Here is a 15,066-nt window from a genome sequence, read left to right as displayed (position 1 = left end):
CCATGCGCGCCCTGCTTGCGGCCGGAGGGACCGGGGGACATATGTTCCCGGCGCAAAGCCTATCCGAGGAACTGACCCGGATGGGTTGGCAGTGCGCCATGATCACGGATGCGCGCGGGCGCAAGCATACCGGACGTATCAAGGCCGACCCGATTATCGAGGTGAAGGCCGCATCCATTTCGCCGCGCCGTCCCATCAAAGCCGTGCGCGGTGCGTTGCAGCTGGCGCAAGGCGTGCGGCAGGCCAAGGCGTTCATGCGCGACTGGACGCCGAACGTGGTCGTCGGTTTTGGCGGTTATCCAAGCTTCCCGGCCCTGCGGGCGGCCGAAAGCCTGAATATCGCGCGCGTCATTCACGAGCAGAACGCCGTGCTCGGCCGGGTCAACCGAGTCTTCGCCCGCAAAGCCACGATCGTGGCGAGCGGCTTCGAGGATTTGGCAAAGCTGCCGGTGCGGGCGAACCATGTCGCTGTGGGCAATCCATTACGCGATGTGCTACTCGACGCGGCGCGCCCCGACATCAAAGGGTCTTCTCAGGAAGACGAGAGCAGATTGAGGCTCCTGGCTGTCGGAGGGTCGCTGGGTGCCAACATTCTTTCCGATGTCATCCCCAAAGCGATTGCCGGTCTGCCGGACTCACTTCGCGACCGCATATCCGTGACGCAGCAGGCGACGCAGACCCATATCGACGCGGCGCGAAAACGCTACGAGGATGCCGGCATATCGGCCAATCTCGACACGTTTTTCACGGATATCGAGCAGCATCTGTCGAACGCGGATCTTGTCATCGCCCGTGCGGGAGCATCCTCCGTGTCCGAGATCGCGCTGATGGGAAAGCCCTCCATCCTAGTGCCGCTGGCCATTGCGATGGACGATCACCAGACGGCCAATGCGCGGACCCTGGAACGCCTCGGTGCGGCCAAGATCCTGCCCGAATCCGCCTTCACCGCAGAGCGACTCACCTCGCTTCTGACGGAGACGCTCAATGACACGGACTGGCTTGACCGCGCGGGCCGAAACGCTTCTAAGCTCGCCAGACCGGACGCCGCGCGCGATCTGGCCGCGCTCGTCGTCTCTGCCGCCGGAAAGTAACGTGACCGATATCCAACCCCGCAATCTCGCCACCAAGGTGCCTTTCGACATGGGGCCGATCCATTTCGTCGGCATCGGCGGCATCGGCATGAGCGGCATCGCCGAAGTGATGCTCAATCTCGGCTATGCGGTCCAGGGTTCCGACATGCGCGAATCGCCGATCACGGAACGGCTAAAATCCCTCGGTGCTACCATCTTCATCGGCCAGAAGGCCGAACAGGTCGTCGGCGCAGGCGCCATCGTCATGAGCTCGGCGATCAAGCCGGACAATCCCGAACTCGTCGAAGCGCGCGCCCGGTCCATTCCGGTGGTGCGCCGCGCCGAAATGCTAGCCGAACTGATGCGCCTGAAATGGACAGTGGCGGTCGGCGGAACGCACGGAAAGACGACGACGACCACCATGATCGCTGCGCTGCTGGAAGGCGGCGATCTGGACCCGACCGTCATCAATGGCGGGATCATCAACGCCTACGGGTCAAACGCCAAGCTCGGCATGGGCAAGTGGATGGTGGTCGAAGCCGACGAAAGCGACGGCTCTTTCTTGAAACTCCTTCCCACGGTCGCTGTGGTCACGAACATCGATCCCGAGCACATGGAGCATTACGGTGGCTTCGACACGCTGCGCGCTGCCTTCGACAGTTTCGTCGAAAACCTGCCCTTCTACGGCTTCGCCGTGCTCTGCACCGATCATCCGGAAGTCCAGGCGCTGGTCAGCCGCGTCTCCGACCGGCGCATCATCACCTACGGCTTCAACCCGCAGGCGGCGGTGTGCGCCGTCGATCTGTCGCTGGAGCCGGACGGAACGCGCTTCGATGTGCTGTTCCGCGATACGGACAGCGAAACGCGGTGGAGCGATCTGTTCCTGCCCATGGCCGGAAAGCACAACACGCAGAACGTCCTGTCCGCCATCGCCGTGGCGCGCGAACTGGGCATGGGCGAGGCGGATGTCCGCAAGGCGCTGATGGGCTTTGGCGGGGTGAAGCGCCGCTTCACGCCGGTCGGCGACTGGAACGGCGTGACCATCATCGACGATTACGGTCATCATCCGGTCGAAATCGCGGCCGTGCTGCAAGCCGCTCGGCAGGTTTCCAAGGGTCGCGTTCATGCGGTCATGCAGCCGCACCGCTATTCCCGGCTCAGCGATCTGTTCGAGGATTTCTCGACCTGCTTCAACGATGCCGACACGGTCCGCATCGCCGATGTGTTCGCCGCGGGCGAAGACCCGATCGAAGGCGTTTCGGCGCCGTCGCTCGTGGACAGCATTCGCAGCCACGGTCATCGGGAAGTGTCTCTGACGTCCAAAGAAACGCTGGCCGACGATCTGAGAGGCGACCTGACGGACGGCGACCTCGTAATCTGCCTGGGCGCCGGAGACATCACCTATTGGGCGGGTGGCCTGGCCGAAGCGCTGGGGTCGTAATGGCGTTGATCGACCGGATGCCGGAGGTGCGCGGATCGCTGAAGGCCGATGTCGCGCTGGCGCCCTACACATGGCTGCGTGTCGGCGGTCCGGCGGATGTCCTGTTCATGCCGAAGGACGAAGCCGACCTGGCGCTGTTCCTGTCCACGATCGACCCGAAAATTCCTGTCACTGTTCTAGGCGTTGCCTCCAACACGCTGGTCCGCGACGGTGGGATCGAAGGCGTCGTGATCCGGCTCGGGCCGGCATTCGGCCGGATCGAGCCGGACGGCGTGCGCCTGATGACCGGAACGGCGGCGCTGGACGCGCGCGTGGCCAAGGCGGCCGCCGAAGCCGGTATCGCGGGTCTGGAATTCTACGCAGGCGTGCCGGGCACGATCGGCGGGGCGTTGCGTATGAATGCGGGCTGCTACGGCACGGAGACTTGCGATGTGCTGGTCGAGGCCGTGGCGATCGACCGGCGAGGTCGCCGGAGTGTGATGAGCCTCGAGGATTTCGGCTATGGTTATCGGCACAGCACCGCACCGGACGATCTGATATTCGTCTCCGCTACTTTCGAAGGAACGGCCGACGACCCCGACGCCATCCGCGCGCGCATGGACGAAATCACCGAACGCCGTGAACAGTCCCAGCCTATCCGATCCAAGACCGGCGGATCGACTTTCAAGAATCCGGAGGGTCACTCGGCCTGGAAGGTGATCGACGCGGCCGGGATGCGCGGCCACCGCGTCGGCGGCGCCCAGATGAGCGAGCAGCATTGCAACTTCATGATCAATGCGGACGGTGCCACGGCGGCCGATCTGGAGACGCTTGGCGAGAGTGTCCGGGGAAAGGTGCTGGAAACGCAGGGGATCACCTTGGATTGGGAAGTGCGCCGGATCGGAAGGCTCGCATGAAGGTCGCCGTCCTGAAAGGCGGCATCTCGGCCGAGCGCGAGGTCAGCTTGGTCAGCGGCGCGGAATGCGCGCAAGCACTGCGCGGTGAAGGGTATAAGGTAGTCGAAATCGACGCGCATCCCGACCGCATAGCCGACGATCTGAAAGCCGCATCGCCGAATGTCGTCTTCAACGCGCTCCACGGCGATTGGGGGGAGGACGGCGAGGTGCAGGGCGTGCTCGAGCAGCTCCAGCTGCCTTACACCCATTCCGGTGTTGCGGCGTCCAAGCTCGCCATGAACAAGGAATGGGCCAAGGACATATTCGCATTGCACGGCATCACCGTGCCGCAAGGCCGCGTCGCGCCCCGGCACGAAATCGCGCAAGGCGGGCTCCTGCCCGTGCCTTATGTCGTCAAGCCGAATGGATCCGGCAGTTCGGCTTCCGTCTATATCGTTTCGCATGAAACCGAGGACCTGCTCGCCTCCATCGCGGGTGACGAGGGCCTCGGCGAAGTCCCGGTCATCGAACCGTTCATTCCCGGCCGGGAACTCACCGTGTCCGTCATCGGCGGGAAGTCGGTCTGCGTGACCGAAATCCTGCCGCGCGGCGAATGGTACGACTATGACGCGAAATATGCCGATGGCGGGTCGCGGCATGTGGTCGATGTCGATCTGCCGGAGGCCGTGACGCAGTTGGCGCTGCGCAATGCCGAAACCGCGCACCGCGCGCTCGGCTGCCAAGGCGTCACGCGAGCGGATTTCCGGTTGAACGACGTGGATTGGCCGGAAAACCCATCTGAAACGGATGTGGTAAATGGATTGGTAATGCTTGAGCTTAATACTCAGCCTGGAATGACTCCGACATCGCTGGTCCCCGAGCAATGTCTGCATCGCGGCATGGGCTTCGGGGCGCTGTGTCGCTGGATGGTAGAGGATGCATCATGGCCAAGAAGGGCGCAAGACCGCCAAAAGCCGCGCGCGTCAGCCCGCTGAAGCCGGGTTTGCGCGGCGCGTCCCGGCTGGTTCAGTCCCGGATGCATGCGGGTCTGCGGTCGGCGACCCGGTCGAGGGCGTCCATGGTGCGGGCCACGGGCTCGATCCTGCTGACCTTTCTGGCGTTGGCTTTTCTCGCATTGTGGCTCGGCGGACATCTCGCGACGGTTCGCGACACGGTCGGCGACTATAAGCGCGACCGCCTTATGGCCATGGGCTTCACCGTGCAGCGCATCGACGTGACGGGCGAGGGACGCCTGAATGAATCAGACGTGCGCGCGGCGGTCGGCATCTATGAGGGCGACTATTTTTTCGGCGCCGATCTGGACCGCGCGCAGCGCAATACGGAAAGCCTGCCCTGGGTGGACCGGGCCGTGGTCCGTCGCCTCTGGCCGAACCGGATCGTCGTGCAGCTGGTCGAGACCACCCCTTACGCGCTGTACCAGCAGGACGGACAGCTTCATCTGGCGGCTCGCGACGGATCGATCATCGCGCCCTATGCGGCCGGACTGGATCATTTGCCGCCCGGCTTGCGCCTTTTCATCGGGGCGGATGCCGTCGCCGCCTCAGGTGAACTGGTCGACACTCTGAAAATCCATCCAGCCGTCTGGGAAGAAACCGAGACGTTGACCCTGCTGCCCTCCGGCCGGTGGGACATCCGGCTCTCGGACGGCGTCGTGCTCAGACTTCCGGCGGAAGGCGTCGGCCCGGCGCTGCGCCGGTATGCGGCCGTGAGAAAGCGGAGCGCCAGGCTGGAATTCGCCGTCGTCGATCTGCGTCTGCCGGACCGTGTAACCTTGACGCCTGCGCAACGCATCGACGCGTGAGGTCCGGAAGCCCGGATACGGTCTGCGTCATCGATCTGGGGTCGAGCAAGGTCGCCTGCCTGATCGGTCGCAAGGATCCGTCCGTTGGCGTGCGCCTGTTAGGGAGCGGCACAGCGATCAGCGGCGGAGTGAAAGCCGGCGCCGTCGTCGATCTGGATGCCGCCGAGATCGGTATTCGCAAAGCGGTTGAGAAGGCGGAGCGCGCAGCCGGGGTTTCGGTCCACGGCGTGATCGTCAATGTCGGCCTGCGCTCCTTGACCTCGCGCCACCTGCGTGTCCAGACCGAATTCGCTTCGGGGGCCATCGCGGACCGCGATCTGAAACGCGTGATCGGTTCGTCGCTGACGGAACTGGCCGAACCGGATTACGCTATCCTTCATGCCCTGCCGCGCGATTGGGAGGTGGACGGCGAAACCGGCATTCGTGATCCGCGCGGCATGTTCGGCCAGAGGCTGGGCGTGGACATGCATTTCGTGACGGCCGGGATCGGCCCGCTGCGCAACCTCGCCCATTGTATCGAACGCTGCCATCTGTCGCTTCGCAGCGTCACGGTCAGCCCCTATGCGGCTGCGCAATCCGTTCTCACAGAAGACGAACGCGACCTCGGGGTGACGCTGATCGATATGGGCGCGGGCTTGACGACGGTCGCCGTGTTCCGGGACAACACGCTGGTCCACGTCGATGCCGTGGGTGTGGGCGGGCGCAACGTCACCGCGGATATCGCTCACGGCCTCAACACGCCGATCGAGGCGGCCGAGCGGATCAAGCTGTTCTACGGCTCCGCTCTGCACGGCGCGCGCGACGATTTCGAGCAGATCCCGTGCCCGCCCGTGGCCGCCATGGGAGAGCTGCAGCATGAGCCACGCTCCCGCCTGACGGCCATCATCCGCGCGCGCACGGAAGAGACGCTGGAGCTGGTCAAAGACCGGCTCTACGATGCCGGGCTGGACAGCTATTCGGGACGGCAGATCGTGCTGACAGGCGGTGCGGCACAGCTATCCGGACTGCCGGAACTGACGGAGCTGGTCTTCAACAAGCGTGTGCGCATGGGATCGCCGCACGGCGTCTTCGGACTGTCGGACGCGCTGAGCGGACCTGATTTCGCGGTCGTGACGGGCTTGCTCCGCCATGCGTTCGAAGCGACCGGCGAAGCCGTCTCCGGCCCCCCGGACCTGTCGGGCCGCCGCTACCAGAAATCCCGCTATTCCGGGAATGCGCTTTCGCGTTCCGTGCAATGGCTGAGGGAAAACTTCTGATCCGTCAGGGTCTGCAGGGACCCGCCGGCGAGACGACGAAACGGTAGTCATCCGCGCCGGATGTGTCGGCGATGATCTGCGCGCGTTCCAACCCATCTATGAGCAGCGGCCTGGGTAGTTCCATCGCCCTGAAGATCGATTGGAAAGCCTCTTCGCTGGCAGCGAACTGATCGGCGTCCTCATAGACCGTGACGAGCTGAAAGCCCGGTTGGTCGGGTTTCTGAGTCGAGAGGAGATGGAAGTCCTTGATGACGCCTTTCTCTTTCGCGACCCTGCGCGCGGGAAGCCAGGCCGCTTCGTAATAGCGTTTAGCTTCCGAAGTCCGGTCAGGCAGGGCCGTTACAGAATTGATCGTCCAGATATCGTCGCAACGAGCGCTTTGCTGTTCCGGGTCGGCTATGTTGGATGTTGCGCAACCTGAAAGAAACAGCGCGGCGGACATCGTCAGAACGAACTTCACAGTGTGAACGTCCTGGAAATTCCGATCAGGGTGAAAACATCCGAGGTCACACCGTCCGGGGCGCGCAGGATCGGGCTGTCGCGATAATCGCCCAGATATTCACGGTAGGACAGGATCGTGGTGATCTGCCAGCGTTCGTCGATCTGGTAGAAGCCGACGAGATTGGCGGAGGCGCGATGAAAGCCGCCGCTTAGATCGTAGACGGGCAAACCTGATGCGGCCGCTTGCTGCGGCGTGACGCCATAGACGGCTTGGTTATGGTTTCCGTCGGCCCAGCTCAGCGTCAGGGCCGGTGCAAGAGCGAATTTGTCGGCAATGACCCCTTCCGGGATGAAAGTGCCGACCGAGACGTCGGCAATGAATCCCTCATGACCGCCGATCACGTCCTGTCCCGCATCGATGCGAAATCCAAGCGGGCCGTAGGTCGCCCGGGCGAAACCGCCCGTCAGCAGGCTCGCCCCGATATCCTCGAACCCTGTCAGGGTCGGGCTATCCTCGCTGTCGCGGCCGAAATCGAAGGCCGCCCGTGGCCCGGCGGTGAACGACCATTGGCCCGGTCCCCGGCCCGTGCCGGCATCGATCAATGGATAGGTGAGGGCCAGACCGTTCAGTTCGAACCCGGCAATATCGTCGAAGGCGATGAAGGGCAGGATGCGCAGATCGTAGTCGCCCGATCCTGCATATTCGGGAATGTAGGCGAGAGCGCCGCCCAGGCGTATGGTCCGGTCCGTCTCGTCCTGTGCAGACGCGTCAAAGGCGCAGAGCCCTATGAGGATTGCCAGCATGTACCGCATGGGTGAAATCTAGCATAGCACGCCCATCCCGACACGCGATATCGTCATCGCGGTTCGTGGGCGATTGGCCGAACGTTCAGCACAAAATCGATCACGACCGCTTCCGGCATTTCGCAGGGCTTGAGCAGGGTCCCGGACGCCAGACGGTAAAGATTGGCGCTGACCCGATGCGGGCCGCCCAGCTCCTCGGCCCAGAGCCAGGCTTGGCGCCCACTGTCGCGTTCTGTGCGGGTGATGCCGTAGCGCGTGCCTTTGTAATGACCGAAGAAATTGCCTTCGGGAAGGGCCTCCCAGGCTTCGAGGAAGTCTTTCAATCGATCCGCCAGTCGGGGAACCGCCTGGCCATGCCGGCCTTGTACAACCGAAGGCGGTTTCCGGCCGGGTCGAGCACATCCGCTTCTTCCCAGGCGTAGGATTTCAGTTCGGGCGGGGCCAACGGGGTCAGCCCCGTGTCCGCAAGGCAAGCCGCGACGTCGTCCACTTCCAGATAGACGAGCGGCCAGTCCTCGGGCGCGCGCCAATCCTCACAGACATGGTGCAACGACAGGGTGGCCGGCTCCCCGCCGCCGGGCGGATCGGGAAACTCGAAGCGCACATAGCGCGGAGCAGCATCCACGATGAGCCGCAAGCCGAGTGTTTCGTAAAACATGATGCTCGCGGCCATGTCCGTGGCCGCGAGCGTAACTTGGTTCAGGCGGATGCCGTGCATGGGGTTCGCGACCGCTCAGCGCGCTGGGGTCGGGCGCATGACCCAAACACGACGACTGCCCCTCGCTTTGCTCGGAGCGGGTGTTTTCGCCAATGGGCCGGTTCCGGAGCCCACATGGAGCTATGTCCTTTAGCTCATCTTCTTCTGGAAGTTCTCGTCGATGGCTTCCAGATATCCCGTCGTGGTCAGCCAGCCCTGCTTGTCTCCGACCAGCAATGCGAGGTCCTTGGTCATCTGGCCACCCTCGATGGTATCGACGACCGTTTCTTCCAGACCGGTGGCGAATTTCAGCAACGCTTCGTTGTCGTCCAGCTTGGCGCGGTGGGCGAGGCCTCGGGTCCAGGCGAAGATCGACGCGGTCGAGTTGGTCGATGTCGCCTCGCCCTTCTGGTGGTTGCGGTAATGGCGGGTGACCGTGCCGTGCGCGGCTTCGGCTTCCATCGTCTTGCCGTCCGGCGTCAGCAGGAAGGACGTCATCAGACCGAGCGAGCCGAACCCTTGCGCCACCGTGTCGGACTGCACGTCGCCGTCATAGTTCTTGCAGGCCCAGATATAGCCGCCGGACCATTTCATGGCCGCCGCGACCATGTCGTCGATCAGGCGGTGCTGGTACTCGCCGCCGAACGCTTCGAACTTGGACTTGAATTCATTGTCGTAGACGTCCTGGAAGATGTCCTTGAAGCGGCCGTCATACTTTTTCAGGATCGTGTTCTTGGTGGACATGTAGACGGGCCAGCGGCGCTGGACGCCGTAATTGAAGCAGGCGCGGGCGAAGTCCTCGATTGACTTGTCCAGATTGTACATGCCCATCAGCACGCCGCCGCCGGGGAAGTCGAAGATCTTGTGCTCGATGACCTCGCCGTCTTCGCCTTCGAACTTGATCGTCGCCGTGCCGGGGCCGGGAACCACGAAGTCTGTGGCCTTGTACTGGTCGCCGAAAGCGTGGCGGCCGATGACGATGGGCTGCGTCCAGCCGGGGACCAGACGCGGAATGTTCGAGCAGATGATCGGTTCGCGGAACACCACGCCGCCGAGAATGTTGCGGATCGTGCCGTTGGGGGACCGGTACATGCGTTTGAGATCGAATTCTTCCACGCGGGCTTCGTCCGGCGTGATGGTCGCGCATTTGATGCCGACATTGTGCTTCTTGATGGCTTCGGCGGCATCCACCGTGATCTGGTCGTCGGTCGCGTCGCGGCTCTGGATCGACAGGTCGTAGTCGAGCAGGTCGATGTCCAGATAGGGCTCGATCAGCCGTTCGATGATCATGTCCCAGATGATGCGGGTCATCTCGTCGCCATTCATGTTGACGACGGGATTCTTCACCTTGATTTTGGCCATGAGGTCCTCTGTTCTTTTCAGCAAAGTCTTGGAATTTCGCGGGCGCGTATAGCAAAGCGTGTCCAGAGTTAAAGCACTATCGGCGAGGTGATGACATGGGCGCGAACAAGCCCGGCAAGGAAGTCCGCGACCAATTGGGCCGCACCGTGGGCGTGGCTTCCCAAACCGTTCCGGCGGTGATCCTGGTCAATCCGCAACTGGGCGAGAACATCGGCGCAGCCGCGCGGTCCATGCTGAACTTCGGCCTGACGGATCTGCGGCTCGTCGCCCCGCGCGACGGCTGGCCCAATCCAGCGGCGGTCACGCTGGCGGCCGGCGCTTTGTCGGTGATCGAGTCGGCGTCCATATTCGACACGACCGAGGCGGCTGTGGCCGACCTGAACCATGTGCTGTCCGCGACGGCGCGGCGCCGCGACATCGAATTGCCGGTCGAAGGCGTCGAAGGCCTGGGCGGACGCTTGCGCGCTCTGGAGGCGTCCGGCACGCGGACCGGCATATTGTTCGGGCCGGAGAAGTCCGGCCTCGCCAATGCGGACGTGGCGCTTTCGGATGCGATCCTGACCTATCCGGTCAATCCGGCCTTCCAGTCGCTCAACCTGGCGCAGGCCGTCAATGTCTTCGCCTTCCTCTACGCGGCGGGCGAAGGCGTGCCGGATACGTTCGACGACAGCCTGTCCGACGTGGCGCCGCGCGAAGACCTGGTCCGTTTGTTCGATCACCTGGAAGCGGAACTGGAAGAGGCGGGTTTCTTCTACCCCCGATCCAAGCAGGAATTGATGCGCCACAACATCCGGGCGCCGCTGACCCGCGCGCGAATGACCGAGCAGGAAGTCCGGACCTTTCGCGGAATCGTCAAGGCCCTGTCCAGGGGCCGAGGCCGCCATATCGACCGCAAACGCGGCATCGTCCCCGACGGGGACTGACGCTTTGGGAACATCGTCGCAGAATGCGCGTAGCTTGAACGTTCCCGTCCCGCGTCGTGCCAGGCGCGGCGACTCATTCGAAAAGGAGACGACCCATGGCTGAGATTCCCGTCGAAAAGAAAGAAAATTCGCTCTGGTGGCTGTGGCTGCTGGGAGCGCTTCTACTCGCTGCGCTGCTCTTCTGGTGGTTCGCCGGCAACGACGATGATGTCGATACGGTCGATACTGGCACGGTCGACCGCGTCGTGGTCGACAGCGCCGTCGACATGGACGATCTGCGCGTGACCAACGTATCGGGCGACATGGCCTTCTACGCCGAAGACATGAGCGGCACGGAATACTACATCGTGTTCGACGAAGTCCGCACGCCCGGCACGAACCAGGAAGGCATGCTCGACATCAATCGCGGTGACATGATCGACATCGAAGGCACGGTCCGTGCCCGCGACTACGACCTGCCCGCGACTGTCAATGCGACCATTCCGGCCGGCATGGATACGTTCATCTTCGCGACCGACATCGACAAAGAATAGACGTCCTCTCGCGAAGCGACGACAAAGCTGCGGACCGCGCGTTGCACGTGCGGTCCGCTTTCTCTAGGGGCGCGCCATGCGCTTCGTTCCCTATCTCGCCCTGATCGTCAGCTTCGGTCTGGGCTATCTGTCCTATCCGTTCTTCCTGGTTTTCATCGTCGCCATCCTGTCGGCGGTGCTGCTGTTTCCGCTACGGCGCGACCAGCTCAGGACGCAGCCTCAGGCGCCGGACCGCAACATGATCCTCGACGGGGCCTTCCTCGTCTTCCAGCAAACGCTCATTCACTTCGTGGCGTTCGCGCTCGGCATCTTCCTCATGCGGATGATGGGTGGCTGACGCGCCAGCCGTCCCAGGCGAACAACGCCACCCCGCACCAGATCAGCCCGAAGCAGACGGCGTGCGCCGTCGTGAAGGCTTCGCCGTAATAGAGGCCGCACAGGAACTGCATGGTCGGCCCGATGAATTGCAGGATGCCCAGCGTCGATAGCCGTATGCGCCGGGCCGCAAACGCGAAGGCCAGCAGCGGCAGCACGGTGATCGGACCCGCCGCCACCATCAGCCAATCGAGCGTCGGATCCGTGCCGAACACGATCTGTCCGGACTGCGCCAGCCACGCCATGTAGCCGGCGGCGGGCAGGAGCAGCACCAGCACCTCGATGAACAATCCCGGCATGGCGCCGACATCGATCAGCTTGCGCAGCACGCCGTAGATCGTGAAGCTGACCGCTAGGAACAAGGAGATGACCGGGAACTGCCCGCCATAGAGCGTCAGCACCAGCACTCCGGCGCAAGCCAGCGTGATGGCCAGACCCTGCAACTTGGACAATCTTTCGCCGAAGAACAGGACGGCCACGAGGACGTAGATCAGCGGATTGATGTAATATCCCAGACTGCCCTGGAAGATCTGCCCGATCTGGATGGCATAGATGTAGACCCCCCAATTCGCGGCCAGGCTGACGGAAGCCAGCGTCAGCAGTCCCAGCGTGCGCGGATGGCGCAGCGCCGTCAGCATGGCCCCGATCTGCTTGCGGAAGACGAGGATGAGCAGGCCGAAGGGCAGGGACCAGAGGATGCGGTGCGCCAGGATCTCCGGAGCGGGCACGGCCTTGGTCGCGACGAAATAGATGGGGAACAGACCCCACATCAGATAGGCCGACAGGCCGGAGACGAGACCGGCACGGCTGTCGGGTTGCTGGGATCGGTTCATGACCGCCCCATACACCTCTCGGACGGCCTGTCAGGCCGTGTTGACTTCACGTCTTTTTGCAGTATGTCGCCCGCCTTCAAGACGGGATATTCGCGCCGTCGCCGTTGCAATTGCCTCCGCACATGCTGGAAGCCGGCCCGCGAAGATATGAAAGGGCGCCGCCATGTCGAAGCGTCACTCCGCTAAATACAAGATCGATCGCCGCATGGGCGAAAACATCTGGGGCCGTCCCAAGTCCCCGGTCAACAAGCGTCCCAACCCGCCCGGGCAGCATGGTGGCGGTCGTCGCGGCAAGATGTCCGACTTCGGTACGCAGCTGCGCGCCAAGCAGAAGCTCAAGGGCTATTACGGCAACGTCACCGAAAAGCAGTTCCGCCGCACCTATGACGAAGCCACCCGGATGAAGGGCGATACGTCCGAGAACCTCATCGGCCTGCTGGAGCAGCGTCTCGATGCCGTCGTCTACCGCGCCAAGTTCGTGCCGACCGTGTTCGCCGCGCGCCAGTTCGTCAATCACGGCCACGTCCTGGTCAACGGCAAGAAGGTCAACATCCCGTCCTACCGCGTCAAACCCGGCGACACGATCGAGGTCCGCGAGAAGTCCAAGACCATGGCCCTCGTCCTCGAAGCGCTGGAACTGGCCGAACGCGACGTGCCGGACTATGTCGACCTCGACGTCAAGGGCATGAAAGCCACCTTCACCCGCGTGCCGAGCTTCGACGAAGTGCCCTACGCGGTGCAGATGGAACCGAACCTGGTTATCGAATTCTACTCGCGTTAACGACTGGCCCCAGGTTTGCGTCCCGCCATGCGGGTCTAAGATTGCCAACGGCAACCGTCGCAAACCTTGTCCGGCACGGACACGCGTCCCAATGGACGCGAAGGGAACACCTCGCCGCAAGCCCGAACGGCGTCTTGCCGGCCTCCTCTCCCCACCCCCTCATCCCGGGCCCGACCCGGGATCCATCTCCCCACCGTTCCGCCCAGCCCAGCCGCCCCGTGACGGACCCCACGGCCCCGCGCCGATCGTCATCCGCCCACGCCTAGTCCTGCGACCGGGGGCCTGTCCCGGCAAGAGCGGCGCATCCTTGAAGAATGCACGAGGCGCGGGCTCCGTCCCGGCGAAGGAACAAAGCAAACACTTACCTTTTTACGCTGGGACGGAGCCCGCGCGTCGGTTCCCGGATGCGGTCATCCGCATGGAGGGCGTCCGGTCGGGCCGGGCGGGGCGACGACGGTCTCCGGGAACACCGCAGCCAGTGTCCCATCCAAGGCGCTCGCCTCTCGCCACCACCCGGCGACAGCCGGAGGTTCGCTCTCCACACGGAAGGTCGGGCGATCGGTGCGTTGCATAAACACCGCTCGGCCGTCCGGGGCGGTTGTCGCGCCGCTCTTGCGAGCCGCGCGTCGGACTGCTGCCCGCCCGCCCGCCATCCGGACCTCCCGGAAAACCCCACCCCCACCACGGTCATGCAACCGCCTCGTGACCGGGAGTGGAATGGCGGAAAGATATCACAGCTTTCGAAAAGGAGGATCATTTTCCCAAGGTTTTCTGTAAGGCCGAGCGATTACAAGGCACCGCCATGGGTCGCTCAAGTCGATAAGCGAGGATGGATTTGGCAAGAGCGCCCCGAAGGAGGGGATTTGTACGAAACGCCGATGCGGTCATCCCTGGCGACGAAGATCAAGGGCAACGGTCGCAGCAGCCCTCACTCCGGGCTCAATCGCGCGATGATCGTGCTGGCTATGACGGTTGGGAGATGGATCCCGGATCGAGTCAGGGATAAGGATCTACGCAGATGGGCGGGCAAACTGCCGCCGGGCTTGCGCCGCGGCAATTCCTTGTCGTCCTTAAGGACGAATGCTCAGTCCGACGAGGTTCGCGAAGATGGCCGTTGGCGGTCTAGAGCCGCATGGCGGGACGCAGACCTGTGGGGCAAGACGTTGGATTACGCCGCCATCTCCACACCCTTGTCGGCCAGCAGCGTCCGCAGTTCGCCGGACTCGAACATTTCGCGGACGATGTCGCAGCCGCCGATGAACTCGCCCTTGACGAAGACCTGCGGGATGGTCGGCCAGTTGTTGATGTCCTTGATGCCTTGTCGGACGGCCGGGTCTTCCAGCACGTTGACGGACGAATAATCGACGCCGAGATAGTCGAAAACCTGCACGACGGTCGACGAAAACCCGCATTGCGGGAAGGTCGGCGTGCCTTTCATGTAGAGCACGACATCGTGGTCGTTGACAGTCTTGGCGATCTGGTCCTTGACCGTCTGGTCGGGGGCGGGTGTATCGGACATGAAAAGCGGGTCTCCTGTGAGGTCGCGTCCAACGTAGGAAGCGACCGGACGGGGTTCAACTGACGAAGGCGTTACAGAGGCACCGTCACGGGGCGCGGGTTTCCAGGGCGAGGGCGTGCAATTCGCCGCCCATCTTGTCTCCCAGGGCCGAATAGACGAGCTGGTGCTGCGCGACGCGGCTCTGGCCGCGGAACCGCTCGCTGACGATGACGGCCTTCCAATGGTCGTTGTCGCCGGCCAGATCGATCATCTCGATTTCGGCGTCGGGCAGGGCGGCCTTCAGCATCGCCACGATCGCCTCTTTTTCCATCGCCATCGAATCGTCTCCAAACCC

The 15,066-nt window shown here is 63.4% G+C and carries 18 protein-coding genes; 10 read left to right on the top strand and 8 right to left on the bottom strand.

Annotated features, from left to right (window positions below):
* The first annotated feature begins 2 nt into the window (after positions 1–2).
* The 6 genes from murG to ftsA are packed head-to-tail and all read left to right on the top strand — an operon-like array spanning position 3 to position 6,464.
* A complete protein-coding gene (gene murG / locus Q0718_RS12570; protein WP_298918536.1) occupies positions 3–1,091 on the top strand; it encodes an undecaprenyldiphospho-muramoylpentapeptide beta-N-acetylglucosaminyltransferase in 1,089 nt (362 codons plus the stop codon).
* Between the two features lie 49 nt (positions 1,092–1,140).
* Positions 1,141–2,511, top strand: coding sequence for a UDP-N-acetylmuramate--L-alanine ligase (gene murC / locus Q0718_RS12565; RefSeq protein ID WP_366523887.1), 1,371 nt, complete (start codon positions 1,141–1,143; stop codon positions 2,509–2,511).
* Positions 2,511–3,407, top strand: coding sequence for a UDP-N-acetylmuramate dehydrogenase (gene murB / locus Q0718_RS12560; RefSeq protein ID WP_298918530.1), 897 nt, complete (start codon positions 2,511–2,513; stop codon positions 3,405–3,407). Before murC ends, murB begins: the two co-directional genes overlap by 1 nt.
* On the top strand, positions 3,404–4,381 hold the full coding sequence (locus Q0718_RS12555; protein ID WP_298918528.1) for a D-alanine--D-alanine ligase: 978 nt from the start codon (positions 3,404–3,406) through the stop codon (positions 4,379–4,381). The genes murB and Q0718_RS12555 overlap by 4 nt, the downstream gene beginning before the upstream one ends.
* A complete protein-coding gene (locus tag Q0718_RS12550) occupies positions 4,330–5,208 on the top strand; it encodes an FtsQ-type POTRA domain-containing protein (protein WP_298918526.1) in 879 nt (292 codons plus the stop codon). The genes Q0718_RS12555 and Q0718_RS12550 overlap by 52 nt, the downstream gene beginning before the upstream one ends.
* Positions 5,205–6,464 carry a cell division protein FtsA gene (gene ftsA, locus Q0718_RS12545; RefSeq protein WP_298918523.1) on the top strand — a complete coding sequence of 420 codons (1,260 nt, stop codon included), beginning with the start codon at positions 5,205–5,207 and terminating at the stop codon, positions 6,462–6,464. Before Q0718_RS12550 ends, ftsA begins: the two co-directional genes overlap by 4 nt.
* Positions 6,465–6,468: 4 nt before the next feature.
* Here the strand turns inward: ftsA and Q0718_RS12540 are convergent, their stop codons facing one another.
* The 5 genes from Q0718_RS12540 to Q0718_RS12520 all read right to left on the bottom strand — a co-directional run bounded on the left by Q0718_RS12540 (position 6,469) and on the right by Q0718_RS12520 (position 9,768).
* Positions 6,469–6,924, bottom strand: a complete 456-nt coding sequence (locus Q0718_RS12540; RefSeq protein WP_298918520.1) for a hypothetical protein — start codon at positions 6,922–6,924, stop codon at positions 6,469–6,471.
* Positions 6,921–7,718: a MipA/OmpV family protein gene (locus tag Q0718_RS12535; RefSeq protein ID WP_298918517.1), complete on the bottom strand. Its 798-nt coding sequence runs from the start codon at positions 7,716–7,718 to the stop codon at positions 6,921–6,923. Before Q0718_RS12535 ends, Q0718_RS12540 begins: the two co-directional genes overlap by 4 nt.
* A 44-nt stretch (positions 7,719–7,762) precedes the next feature.
* Entirely contained in the window at positions 7,763–8,032 is a 270-nt protein-coding gene (locus Q0718_RS12530; protein ID WP_298918514.1) for a hypothetical protein, read from the bottom strand.
* Entirely contained in the window at positions 8,029–8,367 is a 339-nt protein-coding gene (locus Q0718_RS12525) for a hypothetical protein (RefSeq protein WP_298918511.1), read from the bottom strand. The genes Q0718_RS12530 and Q0718_RS12525 overlap by 4 nt, the downstream gene beginning before the upstream one ends.
* A gap of 189 nt (positions 8,368–8,556) precedes the next feature.
* The gene (locus Q0718_RS12520) at positions 8,557–9,768 is read right to left on the bottom strand and encodes an NADP-dependent isocitrate dehydrogenase (protein ID WP_298918508.1); all 1,212 of its coding nucleotides are present in this window, start codon (positions 9,766–9,768) and stop codon (positions 8,557–8,559) included.
* A gap of 95 nt (positions 9,769–9,863) precedes the next feature.
* On the opposite strand from Q0718_RS12520, the gene Q0718_RS12515 reads away from it, so the two are divergent.
* From Q0718_RS12515 to Q0718_RS12505, 3 genes are all read left to right on the top strand, one after another.
* Complete coding sequence (locus Q0718_RS12515) at positions 9,864–10,691, top strand: RNA methyltransferase (RefSeq protein WP_298918505.1); 828 nt, start codon at positions 9,864–9,866, stop codon at positions 10,689–10,691.
* 95 nt (positions 10,692–10,786) lie between these two features.
* Positions 10,787–11,224: a hypothetical protein gene (locus Q0718_RS12510; protein ID WP_298918503.1), complete on the top strand. Its 438-nt coding sequence runs from the start codon at positions 10,787–10,789 to the stop codon at positions 11,222–11,224.
* 76 nt (positions 11,225–11,300) lie between these two features.
* A complete protein-coding gene (locus Q0718_RS12505; RefSeq protein ID WP_298918500.1) occupies positions 11,301–11,561 on the top strand; it encodes a hypothetical protein in 261 nt (86 codons plus the stop codon).
* Here Q0718_RS12505 and rarD read toward each other — a convergent pair.
* The gene (rarD, locus tag Q0718_RS12500) at positions 11,539–12,432 is read right to left on the bottom strand and encodes an EamA family transporter RarD (RefSeq protein WP_298918496.1); all 894 of its coding nucleotides are present in this window, start codon (positions 12,430–12,432) and stop codon (positions 11,539–11,541) included. The genes Q0718_RS12505 and rarD overlap by 23 nt on opposite strands.
* A 163-nt stretch (positions 12,433–12,595) precedes the next feature.
* Between rarD and rpsD the strand changes: the two genes are divergently transcribed.
* Positions 12,596–13,213: a 30S ribosomal protein S4 gene (gene rpsD, locus Q0718_RS12495; protein ID WP_298918493.1), complete on the top strand. Its 618-nt coding sequence runs from the start codon at positions 12,596–12,598 to the stop codon at positions 13,211–13,213.
* A gap of 1,168 nt (positions 13,214–14,381) precedes the next feature.
* Here rpsD and grxD read toward each other — a convergent pair.
* Both grxD and Q0718_RS12485 read right to left on the bottom strand, forming a co-directional pair.
* The gene (gene grxD / locus Q0718_RS12490; RefSeq protein WP_298918490.1) at positions 14,382–14,732 is read right to left on the bottom strand and encodes a Grx4 family monothiol glutaredoxin; all 351 of its coding nucleotides are present in this window, start codon (positions 14,730–14,732) and stop codon (positions 14,382–14,384) included.
* A gap of 85 nt (positions 14,733–14,817) precedes the next feature.
* On the bottom strand, positions 14,818–15,048 hold the full coding sequence (locus tag Q0718_RS12485; RefSeq protein WP_298918487.1) for a BolA family protein: 231 nt from the start codon (positions 15,046–15,048) through the stop codon (positions 14,818–14,820).
* Positions 15,049–15,066: the final 18 nt, after the last annotated feature.

This window comes from uncultured Algimonas sp., from assembly GCF_947498175.1.
Taxonomy (GTDB): Bacteria; Pseudomonadota; Alphaproteobacteria; order Caulobacterales; family Maricaulaceae; genus Litorimonas.
Note: the sequence above shows the minus strand (reverse complement) of the source record. Positions and strands in the feature narration are given on the sequence as shown.

Excerpts from the sequence above, each read along its gene's own strand:
- Q0718_RS12485 (WP_298918487.1), bottom strand. The coding sequence starts at position 15,048 with ATGGCGATGGAAAAAGAGGCGATCGTGGCGATGCTGAAGGCCGCCCTG.
- Q0718_RS12525 (WP_298918511.1), bottom strand. The coding sequence starts at position 8,367 with ATGTTTTACGAAACACTCGGCTTGCGGCTCATCGTGGATGCTGCTCCG.
- Q0718_RS12550 (WP_298918526.1), top strand. The coding sequence starts at position 4,330 with ATGGCCAAGAAGGGCGCAAGACCGCCAAAAGCCGCGCGCGTCAGCCCG.
- murB (WP_298918530.1), top strand. The coding sequence starts at position 2,511 with ATGGCGTTGATCGACCGGATGCCGGAGGTGCGCGGATCGCTGAAGGCC.
- Q0718_RS12515 (WP_298918505.1), top strand. The coding sequence starts at position 9,864 with ATGGGCGCGAACAAGCCCGGCAAGGAAGTCCGCGACCAATTGGGCCGC.
- rpsD (WP_298918493.1), top strand. The coding sequence starts at position 12,596 with ATGTCGAAGCGTCACTCCGCTAAATACAAGATCGATCGCCGCATGGGC.
- murC (WP_366523887.1), top strand. The coding sequence starts at position 1,141 with ATGGGGCCGATCCATTTCGTCGGCATCGGCGGCATCGGCATGAGCGGC.
- Q0718_RS12520 (WP_298918508.1), bottom strand. The coding sequence starts at position 9,768 with ATGGCCAAAATCAAGGTGAAGAATCCCGTCGTCAACATGAATGGCGAC.
- Q0718_RS12555 (WP_298918528.1), top strand. The coding sequence starts at position 3,404 with ATGAAGGTCGCCGTCCTGAAAGGCGGCATCTCGGCCGAGCGCGAGGTC.
- murG (WP_298918536.1), top strand. The coding sequence starts at position 3 with ATGCGCGCCCTGCTTGCGGCCGGAGGGACCGGGGGACATATGTTCCCG.
- grxD (WP_298918490.1), bottom strand. The coding sequence starts at position 14,732 with ATGTCCGATACACCCGCCCCCGACCAGACGGTCAAGGACCAGATCGCC.
- Q0718_RS12535 (WP_298918517.1), bottom strand. The coding sequence starts at position 7,718 with ATGCGGTACATGCTGGCAATCCTCATAGGGCTCTGCGCCTTTGACGCG.
- Q0718_RS12510 (WP_298918503.1), top strand. The coding sequence starts at position 10,787 with ATGGCTGAGATTCCCGTCGAAAAGAAAGAAAATTCGCTCTGGTGGCTG.
- rarD (WP_298918496.1), bottom strand. The coding sequence starts at position 12,432 with ATGAACCGATCCCAGCAACCCGACAGCCGTGCCGGTCTCGTCTCCGGC.
- Q0718_RS12505 (WP_298918500.1), top strand. The coding sequence starts at position 11,301 with ATGCGCTTCGTTCCCTATCTCGCCCTGATCGTCAGCTTCGGTCTGGGC.